Genomic DNA, 19,714 nt, shown 5'->3' on the forward strand with positions numbered 1-19,714 from the left:
ATTTATTAATTAAGCCAAACTAAAAGGAATAGAGATGCTACGTTCTTCCAGTGTTGGTTTTGCTGAGTATTCTTTTCTTGGAACACATGTTTTTGCTGAGTTCTACGGTGTGGATAAGTATTTACTAAATAATGAAAATGAACTGATAACAATTATGCGTCAGGCAGTAGAAGCTTCTGGAGCTACAATATTAAATGTTATTTCCCATAAATTCGATCCTGAAGGAATGACGGCATTACTTTTACTTTCTGAATCTCATGCGTCAATCCATACTTATCCAGATCGTTCTGCAGCATTCATAGATATATTTACCTGTGGTAATTGTGATCCTGAGACGTCAGTTTCTGAGCTAAAAAAATTGATGAATCCAGATGGATTAACTTACAAATGTATTGTTAGAGGAAACAATGAGTATGCTTAATAAAATTTTTGAGCCAATTGGTAACGGTGTTCAACGAGTTTGGGATTTGGAAAAAGTAATTTATCACAAACATACACCTTTCCAAGAAATGATAATTGCTAAGACCGCTCAAGGCATAAGTCTTTTTTGCAATAATGAAAGGCAAAGTGTTGAGGAATCTCAAATTATTTATCATGAAGGACAAATTATCCCAGCAGCCTTGTTTTGTGGAAAAATAGATAAAGTGCTAATTGTAGGATCCAGTGAAGGTGTTATCAGTCAAATGGCCGTTGAATTGGGGGCGAAAAAAGTAGTACATGTTGATATTGACAAGGAGTGCGTTGCTGCCTGTGCCAAATATCTTCCTTATGGTTATAGTCCGAACGATGTAAAAACAGCATTAGAAAAAGATGGTCCTATCGAACTAATTATTGGAGACGGTTACCAATATATAGATGATGCCATAGAAAAAAATGAGAAATACGATATTGTTGTGCTGGACTTGCCTGACGAACAATATGAAATGGCACAACAAAATCGACTATATAGTATTAAGTTTAACAAAAAGATTGCTAAAATACTAACGCCAGAAGGTGTATTTATTTCACAAGCAGGGTGCTCAACTTATTGGAGAAATGAAACTCTAAAAAAATCAGTTGAAAGATTCAACTCTAGCTTCAAAACTACTGTTTTCTTTGAAATGGAAGAACAAAATTGGGTATGGTTAATTGGTGCAAATTTTCCCTGTGATGACATATCAGGGAGAATGTCTAAAAAACTCGAAAAATTATCTTATCAGCCCAAGTTTATTGATAAGATGTCGATACTGAAATCTACAATCATACCGGTTTCCCTACGTAATAGTCAGGAGTGAAGTATGCAATTTCAACAGGAAGAGCCTTGTTATTATTCTAATCAAAGCAGCCCAGTGGAAGTCTATACAGAATGGGATCCTTTAGAAGAAGTAATCGTAGGAATTATTGACGACATTCGTATTCCTGAATGGGATCTTGGTTTAGATGCAGTGATTCCGAAAAAATCCAAAAGTTTTTTTAAGCAAAATGCTGGAAAGCGCTTTCCAAAAGAGTTACTTGCACTAGCTAAAAAAGAGGTAGATATACTTGCTGATATTCTACGAAGTGAGGGTGTACGGGTAAGGAGACCTAATAAAGTTAATCACCATCAAACAATCATGACTCCTCATTTTACTACTGGTGGAGGGTTTTATTCAGCTATGCCAAGAGACTGCCTTTTTGCTATTGGGAAGAAAATTATTGAAGTTCCTATGGCATGGCGTAGTCGCTATTTTGAAACTTTTGCCTTTAGAGAAATACTTAATGACTATTTCAGTAAAGGAGCTGAGTGGTTTGCTGCGCCGAAGCCAATGCTTAAAGATAGTCTGTGGCACCCTAACCATGACTGCGAACAAGAAGTTCGCTTTAAGTCTGTTATAAATGAGCTTGAACCAATATTTGATGCGGCTGACTTTATGAAAATAGGGCGTGATATCATAGGGCAGCGCAGTCACGTAACTAACAATAAAGGCATAGAATGGTTGAGAAGGTTATTGGGAAAAGATTACCGAATTCATATTTATGAGTTTGATGACTCCTCACCTATGCACATTGATACTACGATTTTACCTTTGGCCCCAGGCCGTGTACTGATTAATAAAGCATGGGTTTCAAAGGTTCCTGCTCTCTTCCGAGATTGGGAAATCCTGACACCTCCCCCCTCAACTCTTAATGATGCTCATCCACTCTTCATGACATCAAAATGGATACATACAAATGTTCTGATGCTGGATGAAAAGACAGTTATTGTTGAGCAGGATGAAGAATTTCTGAAGGCAGCATTCCACAAATGGGGGTTCAAAACCATCCTCTGCCCATTTAAACATTTCCAAACTTTTGGTGGCTCATTTCATTGTGCAACTCTGGATGTCAAACGTAGTGGGAGTTTGAAAAGTTATGTCTAATGTTTATGACGTGAAGCAAGCTCATTGTAACATCCAATCTATTATAAACTATTCTCAAGTTGAACCACTCGGTGTAGAAAGCATTGAGAGGCAAACTGGAATGAGAGTACTGTGGGAAAGAGAATATTCTATGTTTTCCCAGCGCTTGACCCTTGATCAGGGAATTTTGGAACAATGGAAGTTAAAAAAACTACGGTCTTTGGTTGACTGGGCTTTTATTACCTCACCTTATTATCGTGACAAATATCAAAAACATGGCTACGAACTTGGCGCTATTCGTTCTTTTAAGGATTTTGAACAGTTACCAGTGATAACCAAAGACGATGTAATTAATAATTTCCCGCTGGGTATGCCTTCTCAGCAGTATGATCCGGAAAAATGTCGCTGGATGAGCAGTTCTGGCTCGTCAGGAAAACAGGTGCAAATCATCTTGCCGCAAAAGCGTGCGAATTTGGACATATTATTTAAGTATCGTATGTTTGAGTTTATGTCGGGTAAGAAAATAGATCCGGCTCGCTGGATTTATAATATTCATTATTGCATGTGGTGGCATAGCTCGGTTCTTGGCAAATACCGTGTTTTTACTTTAAGCCAAGACTGCCCGGAATTTTATGCCTTGAAGCATATAAAAGCTATGCGTCCTCAGATTATATCATCCATTGGCAGCTATCTTGGAAAATTGGCAGCGCTGGGTGAACGATTAGATATATATGGTGTAGAACTAATTTCGACAAATTCAGAAACAACTACTCAGGAAGAGCGCTATCGCTATGAGGCGATCTTCAAAGTACCAGTACGTGACGAGTATTCTTCCGAAGAGCTTGACATCATGGCGATGCAATGTGTGGATAAGCATTATCATCTTGTTGAGGACGATGTACACCTTGAGGTGATTAACCGCGATGCTCAAGGGGTTGGCGATATTATAGGTACCGATTTGTGGAACGATGCTATGCCGATGATCCGTTATCAGCAAGGTGACTTATGTGAGCTTGATGATAGTCGAGAAGTATGTTCATGCGGCAGTCATTTTAGGAAAATCAGAAAGCTACATGGCCGTGCTGATCAGGGGTTAACCACCTTACATGGGAATACAATATCTCCCGGAAGTATTCTGGACGCAGTAGAGCGTTTTTTCTGTCGGGATGAGGCTAACATTGCTGAGTTTCGCGTGGTACAACTAGCTCCAGATCGTATAAATGTACTTTATGTGATCAAAAACGATTCTGTACAGCATGATGCCGGAATTTTTGACGCATTTCAGCATCATTTGAGCAATTTATTTTCCCATAAAGTTTATGTTCATCCAATTCGAATGGAGCAGATCCCTAGGGAAAAAAGTTATAAAAGAAGGACGGTTATCAACAAATGCAAGACGTAACATTAAATACAATCCTGATTGTTTCCTGTGAACCGGACATAATGGAAAAAACTACCGAGTTGGCAGCACAATTTGCGCTGTCAGATATCCGTTTTGTTTTTCTTATAGAGGATTTTACCCACACTACGCATAATTATCGAAGTGAAGAACACTATATAGTGCGTGATTTTTCTGTACATTCTGATGTTATGGATGCTATTGATAAGATTATTATTCGTCATGAAGTATCAGCCGTAATTTCCAGCGATGAATTCTCTGTTTTCGTTGCCGCCAGTGCGAGGGAGAAGATGAAAATACCTGGAATGACATGCACTCAAGCCAGGAGATTTCGTGATAAAAAAATGATGAAGCAAGTGGCTGAACAGGGAGGAATTGCTACTCCAAAGGAGTTTACTCTTGATAATATCAGGGATGACAGCACGATTTTCCCTATAGTGATAAAACCGCGCTCTCTGGCGGGGTCGGTTGGTGTTGAAATTATTGCTACTGCTGAATGCCTTGTCAACTTAACATCCCCTTGGAATGACAGCTACCATGATATGGATGCGGGGCAGTTTATTATTGAGAAATACAACCCACAGGATATTTTCCATATTGACTGTATAGTTTTATCCGGCCGCATTAACTTCATTTCGGTAAGCGAATATCAAGGCAAACCTATTGACTTTCTACAAGGACAGCCACTAGGAAGCTTCTCGGTAGAAGAAAGTTACATAGAGAAATATTGGCACCCTTTTACAGAGAGAGTGCTTTCAGCATTTGTTGCTCCAGATGGAGTTTATCACATTGAGGCCTTTGGCAATTCAGGTAATGTCCCTGAATTGCTTGAAATAGCATATAGGCCCGGAGGAGCGGGGATTGTTGACATTATTCAGAAAGTTTATGGATTGGATCTTCGTCTGATTCATTTAGCTGCTCAACTTGGGATTATTAACGGGATAAATTACCAATCAAGAGCAGATGCGTTTGCATACCTTATTTTCCCTAAAGAACACACAGCTGTAGAGACTAAGTTTGTGACTGACCTCATTTTGCCCAACTTGGAAAGTTTACCGACTTTGATTAAATATATGATCCCCTCAGTGGGCGATGTTGCCACAGGAGAATTCTATTGCCACAAAGATTGCCTAGGTATGTTCATTTTTAGTGGGAATCGGGAAATGGTCTATCAAGATTTTCAATGTGTGATTAATAATTACATAGTACAAACAGGATTTAAATGAATGAATAGCCCTCTTATCGAAGTTAATAACGTTTCGAAAATATATCGGTCAAAAGAAAGTGGCTATGGCGTAAAGGAGAAATTAATTGGGATTTTTAAACCAACTTTTAGTGATTATCAAGCATTAAGCGACATTAGCTTTACCCTATTAGCGGGGAAATCGTTGGCTATACTTGGTCCAAATGGTGCTGGTAAATCAAGCTTGATAAAAATTCTTGCCGGAGTGCAGGCTCCTGATCAAGGAAAAGTTAGCGTATTGGGAGTGGATCCTTATAAAGTAAAAGGAAAATTATTTAGGCAACTGGGTGTTGTCTTTGGTCATAAGAATTGTTTGTGGTGGGATTTACCATTAATAAATAGCTTAGATATGGTTAGTAAAATTTACCGTATTGAAAGTTATTCATTCAAAAAAGAACAAGCTAAGATTTTTGAGTTGCTAAACATCCACCATATTATTAATAAGCCTGTTCGTCTTTTAAGTTTGGGGGAAAGAGTTAAGGGAGAATTGGCTTTTAATCTGCTTTTTAAACCTCGTGTTCTCTTTCTTGATGAACCAACCATTGGGTTAGATATCAATGCTAAACATGAGATCCGCGAATTGTTGAGCACACTCAAAAGTGAAGATAATATAGGTTTTATTATCACTAGCCATGATATGGGAGATATTGAGGGATATGTGGATAACATCTCCTTGTTACACCGAGGAAAACAAAAATTTTACGGGGATCTTGCCTCACTTAAAACAATTTCTACTCCATTAATAAAAGTGAATATTAACTGTGATAGTAAAACACAGGCTAAGGCTCTGATTGAAAAAGTAACATCACTCTCTATAAGATCAGGAGTTTTAATTGAGCACATCCGATTCAATGAAGAAGCAGAAGATGTTGAGATCTCAGTTTCGCAAGATCAATATACCATATTTATTAAAGCATTAGTTGTAGATGTTCAGTGTGCTTTTTCGGTTTCAACCCCATCATTGGAGGAGATACTACGTGCACGATTTAAAGAATTTTCATAATTATCTTTTGGCGATGATCCTATTTTCTAAGAATGGTATGCTAACTATAATTAATGATAGATCGATGTTTTTTACTGATTTTGTAATGGGAACTCTGTCGCCATTTATTATTCAATATCTTTTATGGAGTAATATTTTTTCGCAACAATCTGAAAGTATTAATGGGTTTACTTTAAACGACATGATGTATTACTACGGTTTTGCGCTAGTTATTTCAAGGCTTAATAATGGATATGATTTAATCCAAACTTTTTCACGACATGTACAAAATGGTGAGCTTGAAGTATATATAACAAAACCTTATAGCTATCTTTCACAAAGATTATTTACATTTTTCGGCGAGAGTATTTTATATCTTCTTCCATTGTTTATTGTTTTCTTAATTAAATTTATAACAAATTACCCGGTTGAAAAAGGTCTGTCCGTATTTATTATATCTGTGTTGATGATCATATCAGTTATTGTTCTTTCTCAATTGCTATGTTTTTTTCTTTCATTCAGTATTGCAATTATGAGTTTTTGGGTTATTGAATATAATATCCTGCTTTCATTTATCATTCTTAGCTCATCATTGTTTGGAGGAGTTCTTTTACCCCCCTCATTTTGGCCTGATTGGATACTACCACTTATGAAATATAATCCATTTCGCTTTATTATATCTGCCCCAGCAGAGTTTTTTGTGAAAATGAATTCTTCCCTTTTCAAAGAGATAATCATTGGTGGAATATGCTACCTTTTATTTTTTTATGCGTTTATTCATTCAATGTGGAAAAAGGGTATAAAGAATTATAACGGAGCAGGAGGATAATATGAAAACTATTTCTCTTTTTATTAAAATGAATATCAATCGGCAACTTGCCTATAAAAAAAACCTTTTTGGAGAATTTATACTTTCATCGTCATATTACCTAATCCAATTCATATTTATTGATCAAATTTCCTCTCTATCTGAAGGTATTGGAGGCTATAAAAACGAAGATTTTCATCTCATATTCTTGGTTTTTATCCTACTTGGAGTTGCGATAAGTATATTTACTCATTCTATTGAAGAATTTTTCAACAAGGTAGCTAGTGGAAGAATAGAACCTTATTTAGTTAAACCTATATCTATCTGGATATTGATATTATTTGGTTGGTCAAAACCCTTAAATATAATTATGTTTATTTTCTTGGCATTTTTTGCATTATTTTTCTCTTCCTTACCTATGGTAACAAAAGATGCTATTCAGTGGGCAGAGTTCATTGTCTCTATTATATGCATGTTCATCATTAACTTATCCTTTTTCATTATTTTTAATTTTTTTACATTCATAAATCATAGGAAAATGCCAGTGGATTACTTTCATGAGATGATATATGAACTTTCCATTGTTCCTGTCAATTTTTTTCCTCATGGTTTAGTTAAATACCTCCTTTTTGCATTGCCGATGGCATTCTCTGCTTCATTGCCTGTGTCATTTTTCTTGGGAAGGAACGACTGGAATATAGGTTATTTAATTATTAGTACAGTTTTTTTTATGTTGGGAACTTTGTTTTTTTATCGATGGGGAATTAGAAAGTTCAATGGCTTAGGAGGGTAACATGAACACTTATTTGATCTCTAAAATCAAGGAAGAAAATAGTCGAAAGAGCCTTTTTAAGGCTTTATTGGTTTTTTTTAATAATATTATTTTTCCATGGATTCTAGTTTTTATATTTAGTTGGTTAGTTTCCATTAGCATTTGGTTATTTATTGTTTTTCCCTTACTGTCTTTTTTTATCGGCACTAGGTTCAGAGCAGTGAATAATATGTCACATGAGTGCTTTCATTATTCATTTTGTCGTTCAAAAAAGATAAATGACATTTTTGGTGAGTTATTTTCCATAATTGAATTTTCAAAATTTAAATCAATAAGGAGGGAACATCTTAGTCACCATAAATTTTTAGGTGATATGGATAAAGATCTTGATTTTATTGGCATAAGAAATTATGGATTGCATAAAAAACTTTGTCGCAAGAGATTAATTAGACACTTAAAACAAACATTCCTTTTGAAGCAACTTAAAAATACATTTTTCTTCGTAATATATGATAACGATGCACCTAAATGGGCTAATACCTTACGTATAATGTATATTTTTTTACTTGCAATCATTATTTTTTTATATCCGTTGTATACTTTTATGTTCTTGCTCTTACCTTACTGTTATTTTTATCAAATACAGAAACACATGACAGACGTTATAGATCATGGTGGCTTACTTAATAACATTGATCCAATGAGCAAAACGCGAAATTTTATCATTAAGAATAAAATAATAAGTGCAATTCTGTTGCCTCGTTACGATGGTTATCACCTTGTACACCATCTATTTCCCTGGATATGTGTTGAAAACCATGAGCGGGCACATGAAATTATGATGGAAAACGAGATATATCGTCAAAAAAAACACGGGGCATGGGAACAGGTAAAGGAATGGTTAAAAGATGAATAAAAAATTTTATCATGTACAGCCATTACACTTCGAGCCTATACATTTTTCTAGATACCGACAGAAGGCTGTTGCATTAGGTATAATCGATCCCTCTTGGGAGTGGTTGCTGACACCTCTTGAATACGACCCCAAAATATTGGCTGACTTGCAAGATCGCTTGGCACGTATAGAGACTCTCATGGAGAGTTTGTTCTTACATTACCGTCCGTCGATAAGAGAAATAATGCTCGAATTGGGGATTCCCAAATGGATGTATGATTTCATATTGCTTGATAACAGCGATGTACCGTTTCCCCTGCGCTGGGATGTGATTTGTACTGGTGACACTTGGCAGATCATTGAGGTAAATACAGGCTACTGCTTAGGAGGATTGAATGGATATGCAATCAATTCTATTCGTTCCAATTTTTACGAGCTAACCTGTCCAGATAACCCGATAACGCCTATACAAAATCCGTTCAGAGAAATGAGGCGAAACTTATCTACGATTGTGAAAAAACATGAGATTGTCCCAATCATTGAAACGCCTGAAGGTTATGGAAAATATGGTTTTTACTTGAAGAATTTTGTTAAGTTAATGAACCAAAAAGGCAACGTTCAGTTTGTTGCTGGTACCCTACGCGATTTTGATTTTACTGACTCGCAGGCAATGTTCAAAGGCCATTCAGTGAATGCCTTTATACCAATGTTCAATCTATACGAAGTTGCTGGAGATATCTCATTGATGACGTCATACCGTCAGGCACTGCTTACTAAGAGAATTACTTCAGTATTAGGATTCCGTGAAGTACTGTATTCAAATAAAGGCTTCATTGCTTGGTTGGTTAAAAATATTGGATGCATGACACAACCGGAAGAAAGAGACTACTTAAAATCCCTTTTTCCAATAACAAACATATTGACGAGACAAAATTGCGAGGTTTTCTGGCAAGGGGATTATGTGTTGAAACCTGCGGAAGGTTATGGTGGGGCGGGTATAGTCTGTAGTTGGCTCTGCGAACCTTTGGTGTGGCACAGGTCACTGCAACGAGCATTAGATTCAGGCAAATGTTGGATCGTACAAAAGCGTGTGTATGGTGAGATGTTACCCATGCACTCCATTGATAGGAATGATCAGATTAAGCAAGGGAATGCTTCTGTTGTACATGGCTTTATTACCTTAAGGGGCAAAATGATAGGTACATTAACACGTGCGGCTATAGGAATTTCCAATCCAGGAGTAATTAATGCTCATCAAGGGGCAGCTTTCGGATTGACTGGACTGGATGTACCTAATACTTAGGAGGGCAAGTTATGTATAGTAAGATCTGGCTATGTGATAAATGTGGTAAAACGTTGGGTTTCGGCAATTATCCTCCTGATGATGGTTCTGCATTTATTTGCGTGTATACCTAGGGCGGCAAGCACAAGCAGTTAAACATATCGATCTGCAAAATGTGCTTTATTAGTGTATTTAGTAATTACGTTAACTCCAACATTGAAATGTTTTCACCAAAACAAGATACTCAGTTTCACCATGTAATATTCAAAAGAAAAAGATAATGAACGTATATAATAAAATAGTACCAGACGAATTTGATGTACCATTATTGGCATATGGCAATGGCTTTATTTTACAGCCATTAAGCCCGAAATACGCCAATATAGACTATGAAGCCGTGATGGAGAGCCGACCGATTTTAAAAGATATCTTTTCTGACGACTGGCCAGATGATATCAAAAGTTGGGAAGATAACTTGCGTTATATTGAAGAAGATTATAGCGATTTCCAACAACGAATTGGTTTCTCTTATATTATTCTTGATCCTTCGGAATCTCGTTGCCTTGGGTGTGTATATATATTCCCCTCACTTTTTGAGGGATATGATGTAGCTATTTACTACTGGTTACATATTAATATCCTGAATTCAGCACTAGCTTATGAAATAGAAACTTTCATTCGTAAGTGGGTGCAAGAACATTGGTGCATACCACACCCTGCTTATCCTGGGAGAGACATACCTTGGCTTGAGTGGCTGCAACGAAAAAGGAAGACTTTTGCTGGCACTATTGCAAATAGCACAGATGTCAGCAAATAGTATATTTAACCCCATCATCTTGGGGTTTCTTGGAGAAACGAGCAATGTTGTATGCTAGCGAAACCCATATCAACTAAACAACCACCTACTTAAAGTAGCAACTTCCTTTAATATCCTGATTTCAAAGGATTCGCATGTCTGCCGTACTAACTCACGTACTCAGCTCTCGACTTCTCCATGTCAGCACCTTGCATCTGTATTTCGTTACCCACACCAACAAATAGTATTCAATCTGAAATACCGTGTGGCTGTCATATCTATAATCCATGTTACACCTCCGGTACAACATAATACATCATCAAGTTAAATTGACATTTTTACAGCCAAATAGCAGCGTCAGCACAAAACCACTGAGATAAGCCACCATCATCCCCGCTGCATAAATTGCCATGCCGACAAAAATTCCGTTGCTGGAGGTCATCAACGGCAGTGCGATCAATCCAGATGGACCCAAAACCGTATTCAGTCCAATGGGTAAACCTAAATAAGCGACCAGACCGATAAAGAAACCACCGGCAGCGCCTCCCAGGCAAGCGGTAATAAAGGGTTTAATTCGTGGCAGTGTTACCCCGTAAATCAACGGCTCACCGATACCGAGAAAGCCTGGAATAATGGCACCTTTTATCTGAGTACGTAGCAGAGAATCTTTTTTAGCTTTTATATATAGCGCCAGAGCAGCGCCAACTTGTCCGCCGCCTGCCATGGCAAGGATTGGAAACAGAGAGTTAAAACCTTGTGCATCCATAAGCGCGAAATAGACCGGAACAAACCCCTGATGAACACCAAACATAACCGCGAGTAGGAATAGCCCTGCCAATATCGCTGTACCAAAAGGGTTACCGTTGAGATGGAGAAACAACCATGACATGCCATTAAATAGATAACTTCCCAGCGGCATAATAACAGTAAAGGCAATGGCTCCCATGATCAGCAGGGTAATAGCTGAAGTGAGGATCATATCCAGATTGTCTGGAATTACCTTACGAACCTGTCGTTCTACCCATGCTCCCAGAATAGCGGCGATCAGAACGCCGATAATATTACCGCGTGGATCGATACTGTAACCAAAGAAAGTGGAGATGCCAGAGTAAAAACCGCTGGTGGCATCCGGGTTATAGCCCAGCACAAACAGTGAGGCGATAATCGCGCCGTTTATACCAGAGCCACCAAATGCTTTTTGCGCGTTATAGCCAATTAGAATACTGAGGAAACTGAACATTCCCTTACTGAATATTTTCATATAGCCGATGATTTCAACCAATACCGTATTAGGGGATTTAACGCCTTGAATGGCGATTTGTTCAAGTAAGGTGGCAAATCCCAGCAGTAGGCCAACGGCAATAAAACCGGGGATGAGTGGGGTAAAAATAGTGGCGAATTTCGTCAGGAATTTATGTATAGCACTAACTTGTTTCTCTTTAAGCTGTTTTTTATTAGCGGAGGCAATATGGGTTAAATCAGCGCTATGCTGTTCCGATTGTTGAGGATGGTCAGAAGATTCCAGCAATTTGTTCATTATGTCAGCCGCAGCTTGCGCTTTTCCCGGTCCAAGTACGATTTGACACTGATTATCGCTTTCAATAATACCCAGCACACTGGCGATCTGTTTCAGCGCTGCTTTATCTACTTGAGTATGATCGCGTAGGGTTAGCCGCAGGCGAGTCATACAGTTGCCACATTGGATAACATTACCGGCATTGCCGATAGCTTTAAGGATCTGAACAACTATTGCCTGATTAATCTTAGCCATCTTATTTATTCCTTCACGGAAGAGAGTTTGTTACCGAACCGTTAAGATTGCCGGACGAATAACACCATGATTTTTATCCAGTAACGCCTTTGCTTGTTGAGCATCTATGCTTGCCAGAATCATCACAATGGCGGTTTTACAATGTCCATCACATTCAGCTAATGCTCGCTCAGCTTGTTCACGGTTGCATTCTGTGGCGGCCATAACGATATTTTTCTGCCTTTCAACCAGTTTGGCATTTGTCGCTTCTACATCCACCATCAGGTTGCCGTAAACTTTACCTGTACGGATCATGGCAACGGTGGTCAACATATTCAGGATCAGTTTCTGTGCAGTACCTGCTTTCATGCGTGATGAGCCGGTAACGATTTCCGGCCCAACGACGGGGGTGATAGCAATATCGGCGGCCTGTGTCATGGGACTATCAGGGTTACAACTGATACCGGCGACGGTGGCGTCAACCGATTTCGCATACTCCATTGCACCCAACACATAAGGTGTACGACCACTTGCGGCAATACCAACCAGTACATCTTTTGAGTTAAAGTGTAGCGCCTTAAGATCGTTTGCGCCCAATTGCCAGTTATCTTCTGCATTTTCAACAGCCCTCAAGATGGCCTGATGCCCTCCGGCAATCAAGCCAACCACTTGTTCCGGTCTGGTGCCATAAGTGGGTGGACATTCACTGGCATCTAGAATCCCTAACCGGCCTGATGTACCCGCACCGATATAAATTAAACGGCCTCCCTGACGTAAAGCTTCGGCAATCTTGTCTACTGTTTCCGCGACTTGTGGCAAAGTTTGCTCTACGGCCAGTGCGACTTTTTTATCTTCATCATTAATGAGTTTTAGCATCTCAAGGGTTGGCAAAGTATCAATGTTGGCGCTGGCTGGATTGCGGCTTTCGGTGACCATATTGTTGAGATTGATTTTCATATTGTTTTCCAAGGGGATATAAAAGGCAGATAGCGTGAAATGTACAAAGATTTAAAGGGCTTGATTATGGCGCTGATGCTCCTATGTCGATGGTTGTGATAGTTCAGCCTCTAGTTCCTCGATACTTGGCAGGCTGGATTTCAAGTCTTCTGGCAATGCGCGGGTTAATTCGTAATCTGAAATTCCAATTGGCTTTTGAATACCGCGCAAAGCATATTCGGCCAATATCTGGTCTTTGGTCTGGCACAAAATCAAGCCTATGGTAGGTTGATCAGTGGAATGCCGCAGCTTTTCATCGACTACCGAGCAATAGAAATTCATCTTACCGGCATGTTCAGGTTTAAATTCCCCTCGTTTCAGCTCGATCACAATGAAAGCCCTCAAAGTCAGATGATAAAAAAGTAGGTCAATGTAGTAATCTTGTTCGCTTACGGTAATACGATATTGGCGCCCGACAAAAGCGAAGCCCTCTCCGAGTTCGAGCAGGAATTTTTCAAGGTGTTTGAGCAGCCCCATTTCCAGCTCCCGTTCCTTGAAGGGTTCTGATAGGGTGAGAAAATCGAAAACATAGGGGTCTTTCAGGGTTTGCTGTACCAATTCAGACTGAGATACGGATAACCGGTTCTTGAAGTTACTGACAACTGAGCCTTGCCGGGCATAGGAATTGCCTTTGATCATCTGAATCAGGGAGTCACGACTCCACCCCTGTATCTGAATCTGTTCTGCATACCAGAATCGTTCAGTTTGATCTTTTATCCGCTCAATCAGCAGAATGTTGTGACCCCAAGGCAATTGTGCCACAGCTTGTGGCACAATTGCCGATACCGGCTTTCCGGAGGAATAGATGCTGCCTTGTTGTTTCATCTCCGGAGGAAAGGCGTACTCCCGGTAGAAACGCAGCATACGCTTCAAGTTCCGTTCTGAGAAGCCTTTGACCTCTGGTAATTCATTAGCAATATCTCGTGCTAGCTTCGGGATGATCCTTGCCCCCCACTTCTGTTGCCTCTGACGTTCATGGAGCATGTGACCAATGTCCCAGTACATCTGGATCAGTTCAGCATTGACGGACTGAACAGCTCTGAGCTGACCACTACGTATCCGTTCCTTTACATCGGCGAGTAACGAGGTGTAAATTTGTAGTTCTGATGTCATGATTATCTTGCTTATTTCAGTATGTTGTAGACGGTGCAGCGGCTGATACCCAGTTGCTGGACAATAGTAGAAATGCCAAAACCCTTACTCAGTTAAATAAATATATACCTGTTATCTTTCAAGTTGCCTCTTTGTTGGCTGCACTCACTCACCCCAGTCACAGAGTTATCTATGCTCCTGGGGATTCGCTCCCTTGCCGTCGCGATGCATCTTGAAATCTATTGGGTATAAGCTATTAATTTATAAATGGTTACATTATGAATATGTATTTTGGGAACTTCTAGATAGAAGTTCGAAACCAGAATACATCAACATACGGGCTTCTGTTTGGTATTCTACATTATTTACAAAGGGATAAAATACCCATTGGCTAATATAAATCAGATTCTTTTTCTTTGATACATAAATATCAACTCGTTCTTCTTGTTTTTGAATATCGCGTTCCAGTAAAATTGACAAATAAATGTAAAATATAAGTTTACAGATTATTGGCAAAGTAGTGTTTTTCTATCTGATATATTGTTTCAATTAAGTTTCGTTCACCAGACGGAGATTGCCGCCATGTTAAAAATACCGCCTCTGTGGACGATCAAATTGTCCTAATGGGGAGAACATTTCCCATAATAAAAAAACAAACCTCGCCCTTTTAAACAAGGTTTGTCAGCGGTTTGGATATTTATATACTATTAGCTTATTTTCAATAAACTCTATCATCCCATATACTATAGGCAGATGTACCGGCGATTACGTGATTCCAGGAAATAGATTTGTATTTGAGAAAGACTTTCTCATACGGCATCATGTCATTATCATTTATCGAATGTGGATAGGAACAAGAAAGGTCAATAATGCTTGCTTCTGTTAATTTGATTTCATAGAAAAGTTCTAATTTCCCGGCGGAGTTTATTCGATAAAAGACAAAAACCGCATGCAGTAGTTCGTTTGAAGAGATTGCGATTGATAATAATGGGGATGATTTATCTATTGGCTTGATGAACTGGACTGGGTGATGATCGACATGTTGTTCTCGAGTTAGCGTGTGATTTAAACTCAAGACCTGTATTTGATCTTCGTGCCCTTTTTGGTATCGGTTTCCTATAGAATCTAGAGTTGAACAACCAGCAGAAATTAAACCTTGTTTCTTACCATCTAATGACAAGTAAATCATATAAGACATAAATAATTACCATACAAGTGCTTTATCTAAAGGACCTGAAGCTATTTGCTCAGGTTACGGAACTACAACCATAACATTAAAATATAAAAAACTAATAGTTCAATATCGAATTTATTTCCCAAATCAAGAAGGCTTTACCCGGTTTACATATTTATTCTATGGCATGGGTTTTGCTATATCAGTTCTTATAAAACGAAATTTAAAATATTCCGATCGCTTTATAATTATCATTTTCATACTTATTGGTCAGGTGTTATTTTTGTGTTATGCAACATCAACTGCGGATGCTCCGCATTTATTTAATGCTTTGCTATTATATAATAGACATGGCTGTTTCTTATGTAATATAGTGTTATATACTAATTCTTAATGATTAATGAGTTTAACCGTATGGACGAGAGAGAACAGTTATTACAACAACTAGATAATGCATTAGTGAATAGTCCAGTAGTTTCAGAGGAGAAATTGGCACTAATGATGATGCTATGTTTTCAATTGATGTCGTCAACTGAAACTCAGGCTCTCAATATGAGAGCTTCAGATGGTCGTGTTCTTTCTCTCAAATTGGAAACTCCGGCGGTTAAACACTGATGTGATAATTTTTGGTTTTAAGACAATGTGAAAAGGGTTTTACGATGACATATAAAAAATACAACCCCTCGCCGGAAGGCTATATGGGGGATTTCCTGAGAGGTCAGGTTGGGATTAACCAATTAAAACCTCAGCATGAATTCTTTGATGCCATTGGTCTCGAAAAGCAGTTAAGAGAGAATACAACCTATATTGCGTTGCTATCGTTAGATGAAGCGAAAGATGTGCTGGAAGATATTGATTCGCCAAAACCCAAAAGTCCATTTGTAAAGAAAATATTTGAGATTACCGATCCCATATCACCCTATGCAGGTAACATTCATGATTCTTTTGATCTCTTTAATGTTATAGGGGAATTTAAAAGATTAGGGATTAAAGCAACAGAGTATGTGGGTAAGGATGGAAACAGATATATTAAAATATCAGGTTATGCAGGAGTTAGAAAGATCATTACTGCTTCAAGATATAAAGCTTCTAACATGAAGGTGGTATCTATGGGGATTGGGCAGCAAGGACTGAATAGTGGCATAGTTAAGGGAATGAAGTTCAGTATATTCTTTTCTGCGGCTTATCGAACGGTTGAGCTTATATTTAAGGACGAATACACTCTGGCTGATTTTCTAGGTAATATTGCTGTGGATCTGGCTAAGACGGCAGTAATAGCCTTTGCTTCTTGGGCTATAGGTATTGTTCTTTCATCTTTTTTGGCGGCAGGTGCTAGCATCATTGTCGTAGCTGGTATAATTTTTGGAGTTGGTCTGCTTGTTACTATTGGGCTAAATTATTTAGATGATAAATATGGTATAAGTAAGAAGGTTATTGATTTAATAAAAGAGGTTTATAATAGAGAAAGAACCCCTAAGGCTAATTTAAATAAGGTTCTTCATGATTTTGGAAGATATAGTCGTGGATAAAAAAAGAAAAATAATTCATATTATCTTGGCGGTTTTTGTATTGTCTTTAGTATCTTTGGGTATGTTTGCTTCTGTTGATAGTCTATTTTCATTGATTACAATGGCTGAGGTAATCTCTTTTTCCAATGGGATAATAATTGCGTTTTTTTTCTTCCCGTTGGTTTTTTATTTCTTGATTTGTTCTATTTATTTAAATTTAACAACGCGTATACCAAGGTATCATGATGCTTATATTAAATATCTAGGTGGAATAGCTATTGTTGCATTTTTTTTGAGTTTTCCTATATCTTTTTATGTGCATTATAAACTGAGGAGTGAGAATTACTTGATATGCCAAAAGATATCTTGGATGTCGCCGAATAAATATGTAAAAGATATTAAACTATGTGGCTAATATCTTTTTATTTAATTTCTTCATAGCTGGGGTTATTATGGGGAAAAAGATTATATATATCATCGGCTCTCTTGCTATTTTTCTTTTATCTTTATTTGCTTTTTTTTCAACCGGAGAAAATTTGATTTCTTTAGTTAGAATGAGTGAGAAAATAACATTCTCAGGTGGTGTTGTTATAATATTTTTTTCTTTTCCTTTGATCTCTTATGCTACATTTTTTATTGTTTTTGTTACTGTGACTGGACATTATCCAAAGCATCATGATAATTTTGTTAAATATTTTTGTTCGATAGCTATTGTTGTAATTGTTTTAAGTTTTCCTACATCTTTGTATGTGAATTATAAGTTAAAAAATGATGGCTATTTAGTATGTCCAAGAATATCCTGGATGTCACCAAATACCTATGTAAAAGATATCAAACTATGTTATTAATATTATTGAATTTAATTTAAATTAATTTCTTCATAATTGGGGTCGTTATGGAAAATAAAAGAAAGATTGTACGCATTATCGGTGCTCTTGCTATTTTTATTTTAACGGTAGTATCTTTCTTCTTTTCAGGAAATGATTTGATCTCTTTAGTTAAAATGGATGATAAAATAACATTCTCGAGCAGTGTATTTATTGTATTTTGTTCTTTTCCTTTAATTTCTTATGCTATATTTTTTATTGTTTTTGTTAATGTAACTGGTTATTATCCTAAATATCATGATGGTTTTGTGAAATATTTAGGTTCGATATGGGTTTTTTTTTAGTTTTCCCACATCTTTATATGTGAATTATAAATTAAGAAGTGATAATTATTTGATGTGCCCAAAGATATCATGGTCGTCACCGAGTAAATATGTAAAAGATATCAAGCTATGTAATTAATATTATTGTTTGATTGATCTTAGCCATTTTATTTATTCCTTACCGGAAGAGGAATTGTTACTGAATTTTGGAAATTGATTTTCATCAGATGAATTTCGGACAAACTCATGTCACAGGAGGCATAATAATTTGGATATGAAAACACCTAAAAATCGTAAAATTTATTATCCTCAATGTGTTTTATTTAAGTGGATGACTTACTCATTTATCTTAGAGAATAGAAGGATTTCTGGTAAAAAATGTAATGCTGTATATGTCGCTAACGTTTTTATAATAAATTAATTGATCAACTTATAATTGTTGTTTAATCTCTATTTAATTGATTTTAGTTTAAATAAATTAGTTTGTTTATGAAATTGTAACGTAAGAAAATATGCAAGATAAACCTGAACGGTGGAGATATGGATATACGTAATCTCAAAGCTTTTGTTGTGTTAGCTGAAACACTTAATTATCATAAGGCTTCTCGAATATTACATATGTCACAACCTGCGCTGACCAAGAAAATTAATGCACTGGAAGCGGAGTTCGGCGCTCTTTTATTTTCCAGAGGACCAAATGGTACCAGGTTGACTGATTTTGGACAAAAAACTTTTGAGAATGCTCAGAAATTACTAGGTCATTTTGAGCAGTTTCAGATTCAGGTTAATCATGATTTGCAAGACGATTCGCCATATTATCTTTATGTGAGCTCTTGTTTTCCTATTTATGATTCTGGAAAAATGAAAGAGCAGATCTTTTTAGGTAAACGGGAAAAAGTCGTGCTTGTACTCATTGCTGGTCTGACATTTGAGCAGCAAATGAGTCTGCTAAACTCTGGTTTATTACATATTGCGATCGTTCCTTTACCATTAACTTCATCACTTATACCAAAGAAGGTTTTCACTGAAAAACTTGTTTATCTTTTTAAAAAAGGCAGTCATTGGACTCGGAATTTTGCAGAATTAAACACGGAAATAGCATCGTTGTATCAGTTTATTGATTCGGATAAGAATGATATGTTAATTGATTTCACTGATGGTATTAACATATTTTCTATCTATGATAATAGTAATATGAACTTAATATTGAAAACCAATGATATTATGGTAATGACTGAATTGATAATTAAACATAATGGTTTTTCATTAATTCCGCAAAAGGTGATTAGTTCAATTCCATCACAATACTTGAATTTATTAGAAGTGTTAGAAACCGATATGGAGATTGATTTTGGTATCTTATGGAGTCCAGTTATCGATTGTGAATTAATAAATGAAGCAGAGCTATTTTCTTCATTAATTGATAATATGAGAAAGATATAATGTTATTTTTATACCCTTCATCCTTCAAGTTGCTGCTTTGTAGGCTGCTTTCACTTGCCGCCGCGCT

At 37.2% G+C, this 19,714-nt stretch carries 21 protein-coding genes and 2 pseudogenes; 17 read left to right on the forward strand and 6 right to left on the reverse strand.

Translation table 11 applies throughout. The features are described from left to right. Nucleotides 1-34: 34 nt before the first annotated feature. The 11 genes from speD (at nt 35) to EAE89_RS01135 (ending at nt 10,555) form a co-directional block, all read left to right on the forward strand. Complete coding sequence (gene speD, locus EAE89_RS01085; protein WP_036772956.1) at nt 35-421, forward strand: adenosylmethionine decarboxylase; 387 nt, start codon at nt 35-37, stop codon at nt 419-421. After that, nucleotides 414-1,274 carry a spermidine synthase gene (locus EAE89_RS01090; protein ID WP_214085219.1) on the forward strand — a complete coding sequence of 287 codons (861 nt, stop codon included), beginning with the start codon at nt 414-416 and terminating at the stop codon, nt 1,272-1,274. Before speD ends, EAE89_RS01090 begins: the two co-directional genes overlap by 8 nt. Nucleotides 1,275-1,277: 3 nt before the next feature. Then, nucleotides 1,278-2,378 (forward strand): amidinotransferase, encoded by a 1,101-nt coding sequence (locus EAE89_RS01095; RefSeq protein ID WP_214085220.1) that lies wholly within the window; start codon nt 1,278-1,280, stop codon nt 2,376-2,378. Next, nucleotides 2,371-3,759 carry a phenylacetate--CoA ligase family protein gene (locus EAE89_RS01100; RefSeq protein ID WP_214085221.1) on the forward strand — a complete coding sequence of 463 codons (1,389 nt, stop codon included), beginning with the start codon at nt 2,371-2,373 and terminating at the stop codon, nt 3,757-3,759. Before EAE89_RS01095 ends, EAE89_RS01100 begins: the two co-directional genes overlap by 8 nt. Continuing rightward, nucleotides 3,747-4,982 carry an ATP-grasp domain-containing protein gene (locus EAE89_RS01105; protein WP_214085222.1) on the forward strand — a complete coding sequence of 412 codons (1,236 nt, stop codon included), beginning with the start codon at nt 3,747-3,749 and terminating at the stop codon, nt 4,980-4,982. The genes EAE89_RS01100 and EAE89_RS01105 overlap by 13 nt, the downstream gene beginning before the upstream one ends. Further along, nucleotides 4,983-6,002, forward strand: a complete 1,020-nt coding sequence (locus EAE89_RS01110; RefSeq protein WP_214085223.1) for an ATP-binding cassette domain-containing protein — start codon at nt 4,983-4,985, stop codon at nt 6,000-6,002. It begins immediately after the preceding gene. Continuing rightward, nucleotides 5,977-6,810 carry an ABC-2 family transporter protein gene (locus tag EAE89_RS01115; protein ID WP_339423020.1) on the forward strand — a complete coding sequence of 278 codons (834 nt, stop codon included), beginning with the start codon at nt 5,977-5,979 and terminating at the stop codon, nt 6,808-6,810. The genes EAE89_RS01110 and EAE89_RS01115 overlap by 26 nt, the downstream gene beginning before the upstream one ends. Nucleotide 6,811: 1 nt before the next feature. Continuing rightward, entirely contained in the window at nt 6,812-7,582 is a 771-nt protein-coding gene (locus EAE89_RS01120) for an ABC-2 family transporter protein (RefSeq protein ID WP_214085224.1), read from the forward strand. Between the two features lies 1 nt (nt 7,583). Next, a complete protein-coding gene (locus EAE89_RS01125; RefSeq protein WP_214085225.1) occupies nt 7,584-8,477 on the forward strand; it encodes a fatty acid desaturase family protein in 894 nt (297 codons plus the stop codon). After that, on the forward strand, nt 8,470-9,759 hold the full coding sequence (locus EAE89_RS01130; RefSeq protein ID WP_214085226.1) for a hypothetical protein: 1,290 nt from the start codon (nt 8,470-8,472) through the stop codon (nt 9,757-9,759). Before EAE89_RS01125 ends, EAE89_RS01130 begins: the two co-directional genes overlap by 8 nt. Before the next feature lie 259 nt (nt 9,760-10,018). After that, complete coding sequence (locus tag EAE89_RS01135) at nt 10,019-10,555, forward strand: N-acetyltransferase (RefSeq protein ID WP_214085227.1); 537 nt, start codon at nt 10,019-10,021, stop codon at nt 10,553-10,555. A 93-nt stretch (nt 10,556-10,648) separates the two neighbouring features. Here the strand turns inward: EAE89_RS01135 and EAE89_RS01140 are convergent. The 6 genes and pseudogenes from EAE89_RS01140 to EAE89_RS01160 form a co-directional block, all read right to left on the reverse strand. Beyond that, a pseudogene (locus EAE89_RS01140) lies at nt 10,649-10,823 on the reverse strand (transposase); the annotation flags it as partial. A 30-nt stretch (nt 10,824-10,853) separates the two neighbouring features. After that, nucleotides 10,854-12,305: a PTS N-acetylmuramic acid transporter subunit IIBC gene (gene murP / locus EAE89_RS01145; RefSeq protein ID WP_214085228.1), complete on the reverse strand. Its 1,452-nt coding sequence runs from the start codon at nt 12,303-12,305 to the stop codon at nt 10,854-10,856. A gap of 30 nt (nt 12,306-12,335) precedes the next feature. After that, on the reverse strand, nt 12,336-13,241 hold the full coding sequence (gene murQ / locus EAE89_RS01150; RefSeq protein WP_214085229.1) for an N-acetylmuramic acid 6-phosphate etherase: 906 nt from the start codon (nt 13,239-13,241) through the stop codon (nt 12,336-12,338). 81 nt (nt 13,242-13,322) lie between these two features. After that, on the reverse strand, nt 13,323-14,393 hold the full coding sequence (locus EAE89_RS01155; RefSeq protein ID WP_214085230.1) for a PDDEXK nuclease domain-containing protein: 1,071 nt from the start codon (nt 14,391-14,393) through the stop codon (nt 13,323-13,325). A gap of 11 nt (nt 14,394-14,404) precedes the next feature. Next, the gene (locus EAE89_RS24270; protein ID WP_420806667.1) at nt 14,405-14,485 is read right to left on the reverse strand and encodes a helix-turn-helix domain-containing protein; all 81 of its coding nucleotides are present in this window, start codon (nt 14,483-14,485) and stop codon (nt 14,405-14,407) included. A gap of 605 nt (nt 14,486-15,090) precedes the next feature. Continuing rightward, nucleotides 15,091-15,570, reverse strand: coding sequence for an Hcp family type VI secretion system effector (locus tag EAE89_RS01160; RefSeq protein ID WP_054478494.1), 480 nt, complete (start codon nt 15,568-15,570; stop codon nt 15,091-15,093). Between the two features lie 390 nt (nt 15,571-15,960). Between EAE89_RS01160 and EAE89_RS01165 the strand changes: the two genes are divergently transcribed. From EAE89_RS01165 to EAE89_RS01190, 6 genes and pseudogenes are all read left to right on the forward strand, one after another. Then, the gene (locus EAE89_RS01165; RefSeq protein WP_054478496.1) at nt 15,961-16,161 is read left to right on the forward strand and encodes a hypothetical protein; all 201 of its coding nucleotides are present in this window, start codon (nt 15,961-15,963) and stop codon (nt 16,159-16,161) included. Nucleotides 16,162-16,205: 44 nt separating this feature from the next. Next, complete coding sequence (locus EAE89_RS01170) at nt 16,206-17,075, forward strand: hypothetical protein (RefSeq protein WP_214085231.1); 870 nt, start codon at nt 16,206-16,208, stop codon at nt 17,073-17,075. Then, nucleotides 17,068-17,469 carry a DUF1240 domain-containing protein gene (locus EAE89_RS01175; protein WP_235525443.1) on the forward strand — a complete coding sequence of 134 codons (402 nt, stop codon included), beginning with the start codon at nt 17,068-17,070 and terminating at the stop codon, nt 17,467-17,469. Before EAE89_RS01170 ends, EAE89_RS01175 begins: the two co-directional genes overlap by 8 nt. 37 nt (nt 17,470-17,506) lie before the next feature. Beyond that, complete coding sequence (locus EAE89_RS01180; protein ID WP_214085245.1) at nt 17,507-17,902, forward strand: DUF1240 domain-containing protein; 396 nt, start codon at nt 17,507-17,509, stop codon at nt 17,900-17,902. Between the two features lie 47 nt (nt 17,903-17,949). After that, nucleotides 17,950-18,343, forward strand: a pseudogene (locus EAE89_RS01185) (DUF1240 domain-containing protein). Nucleotides 18,344-18,744: 401 nt separating this feature from the next. After that, nucleotides 18,745-19,647: a LysR family transcriptional regulator gene (locus EAE89_RS01190; RefSeq protein ID WP_054481074.1), complete on the forward strand. Its 903-nt coding sequence runs from the start codon at nt 18,745-18,747 to the stop codon at nt 19,645-19,647. Nucleotides 19,648-19,714 lie beyond the last annotated feature (67 nt).

The organism is Photorhabdus heterorhabditis (assembly GCF_018448905.1).
Classification (GTDB): domain Bacteria; phylum Pseudomonadota; class Gammaproteobacteria; order Enterobacterales; family Enterobacteriaceae; genus Photorhabdus; species Photorhabdus heterorhabditis.

Excerpts from the sequence above, each read along its gene's own strand:
- EAE89_RS01165 (WP_054478496.1), top strand. The coding sequence starts at position 15,961 with ATGGACGAGAGAGAACAGTTATTACAACAACTAGATAATGCATTAGTG.
- EAE89_RS01135 (WP_214085227.1), top strand. The coding sequence starts at position 10,019 with ATGAACGTATATAATAAAATAGTACCAGACGAATTTGATGTACCATTA.
- EAE89_RS01090 (WP_214085219.1), top strand. The coding sequence starts at position 414 with ATGCTTAATAAAATTTTTGAGCCAATTGGTAACGGTGTTCAACGAGTT.
- EAE89_RS01110 (WP_214085223.1), top strand. The coding sequence starts at position 4,983 with ATGAATAGCCCTCTTATCGAAGTTAATAACGTTTCGAAAATATATCGG.
- EAE89_RS01105 (WP_214085222.1), top strand. The coding sequence starts at position 3,747 with ATGCAAGACGTAACATTAAATACAATCCTGATTGTTTCCTGTGAACCG.
- EAE89_RS01100 (WP_214085221.1), top strand. The coding sequence starts at position 2,371 with ATGTCTAATGTTTATGACGTGAAGCAAGCTCATTGTAACATCCAATCT.
- EAE89_RS01095 (WP_214085220.1), top strand. The coding sequence starts at position 1,278 with ATGCAATTTCAACAGGAAGAGCCTTGTTATTATTCTAATCAAAGCAGC.
- EAE89_RS01190 (WP_054481074.1), top strand. The coding sequence starts at position 18,745 with ATGGATATACGTAATCTCAAAGCTTTTGTTGTGTTAGCTGAAACACTT.
- EAE89_RS01130 (WP_214085226.1), top strand. The coding sequence starts at position 8,470 with ATGAATAAAAAATTTTATCATGTACAGCCATTACACTTCGAGCCTATA.
- EAE89_RS01170 (WP_214085231.1), top strand. The coding sequence starts at position 16,206 with ATGACATATAAAAAATACAACCCCTCGCCGGAAGGCTATATGGGGGAT.
- murQ (WP_214085229.1), bottom strand. The coding sequence starts at position 13,241 with ATGAAAATCAATCTCAACAATATGGTCACCGAAAGCCGCAATCCAGCC.
- EAE89_RS01155 (WP_214085230.1), bottom strand. The coding sequence starts at position 14,393 with ATGACATCAGAACTACAAATTTACACCTCGTTACTCGCCGATGTAAAG.
- EAE89_RS01120 (WP_214085224.1), top strand. The coding sequence starts at position 6,812 with ATGAAAACTATTTCTCTTTTTATTAAAATGAATATCAATCGGCAACTT.
- EAE89_RS01160 (WP_054478494.1), bottom strand. The coding sequence starts at position 15,570 with ATGTCTTATATGATTTACTTGTCATTAGATGGTAAGAAACAAGGTTTA.
- EAE89_RS01180 (WP_214085245.1), top strand. The coding sequence starts at position 17,507 with ATGGGGAAAAAGATTATATATATCATCGGCTCTCTTGCTATTTTTCTT.
- EAE89_RS01125 (WP_214085225.1), top strand. The coding sequence starts at position 7,584 with ATGAACACTTATTTGATCTCTAAAATCAAGGAAGAAAATAGTCGAAAG.
- speD (WP_036772956.1), top strand. The coding sequence starts at position 35 with ATGCTACGTTCTTCCAGTGTTGGTTTTGCTGAGTATTCTTTTCTTGGA.
- murP (WP_214085228.1), bottom strand. The coding sequence starts at position 12,305 with ATGGCTAAGATTAATCAGGCAATAGTTGTTCAGATCCTTAAAGCTATC.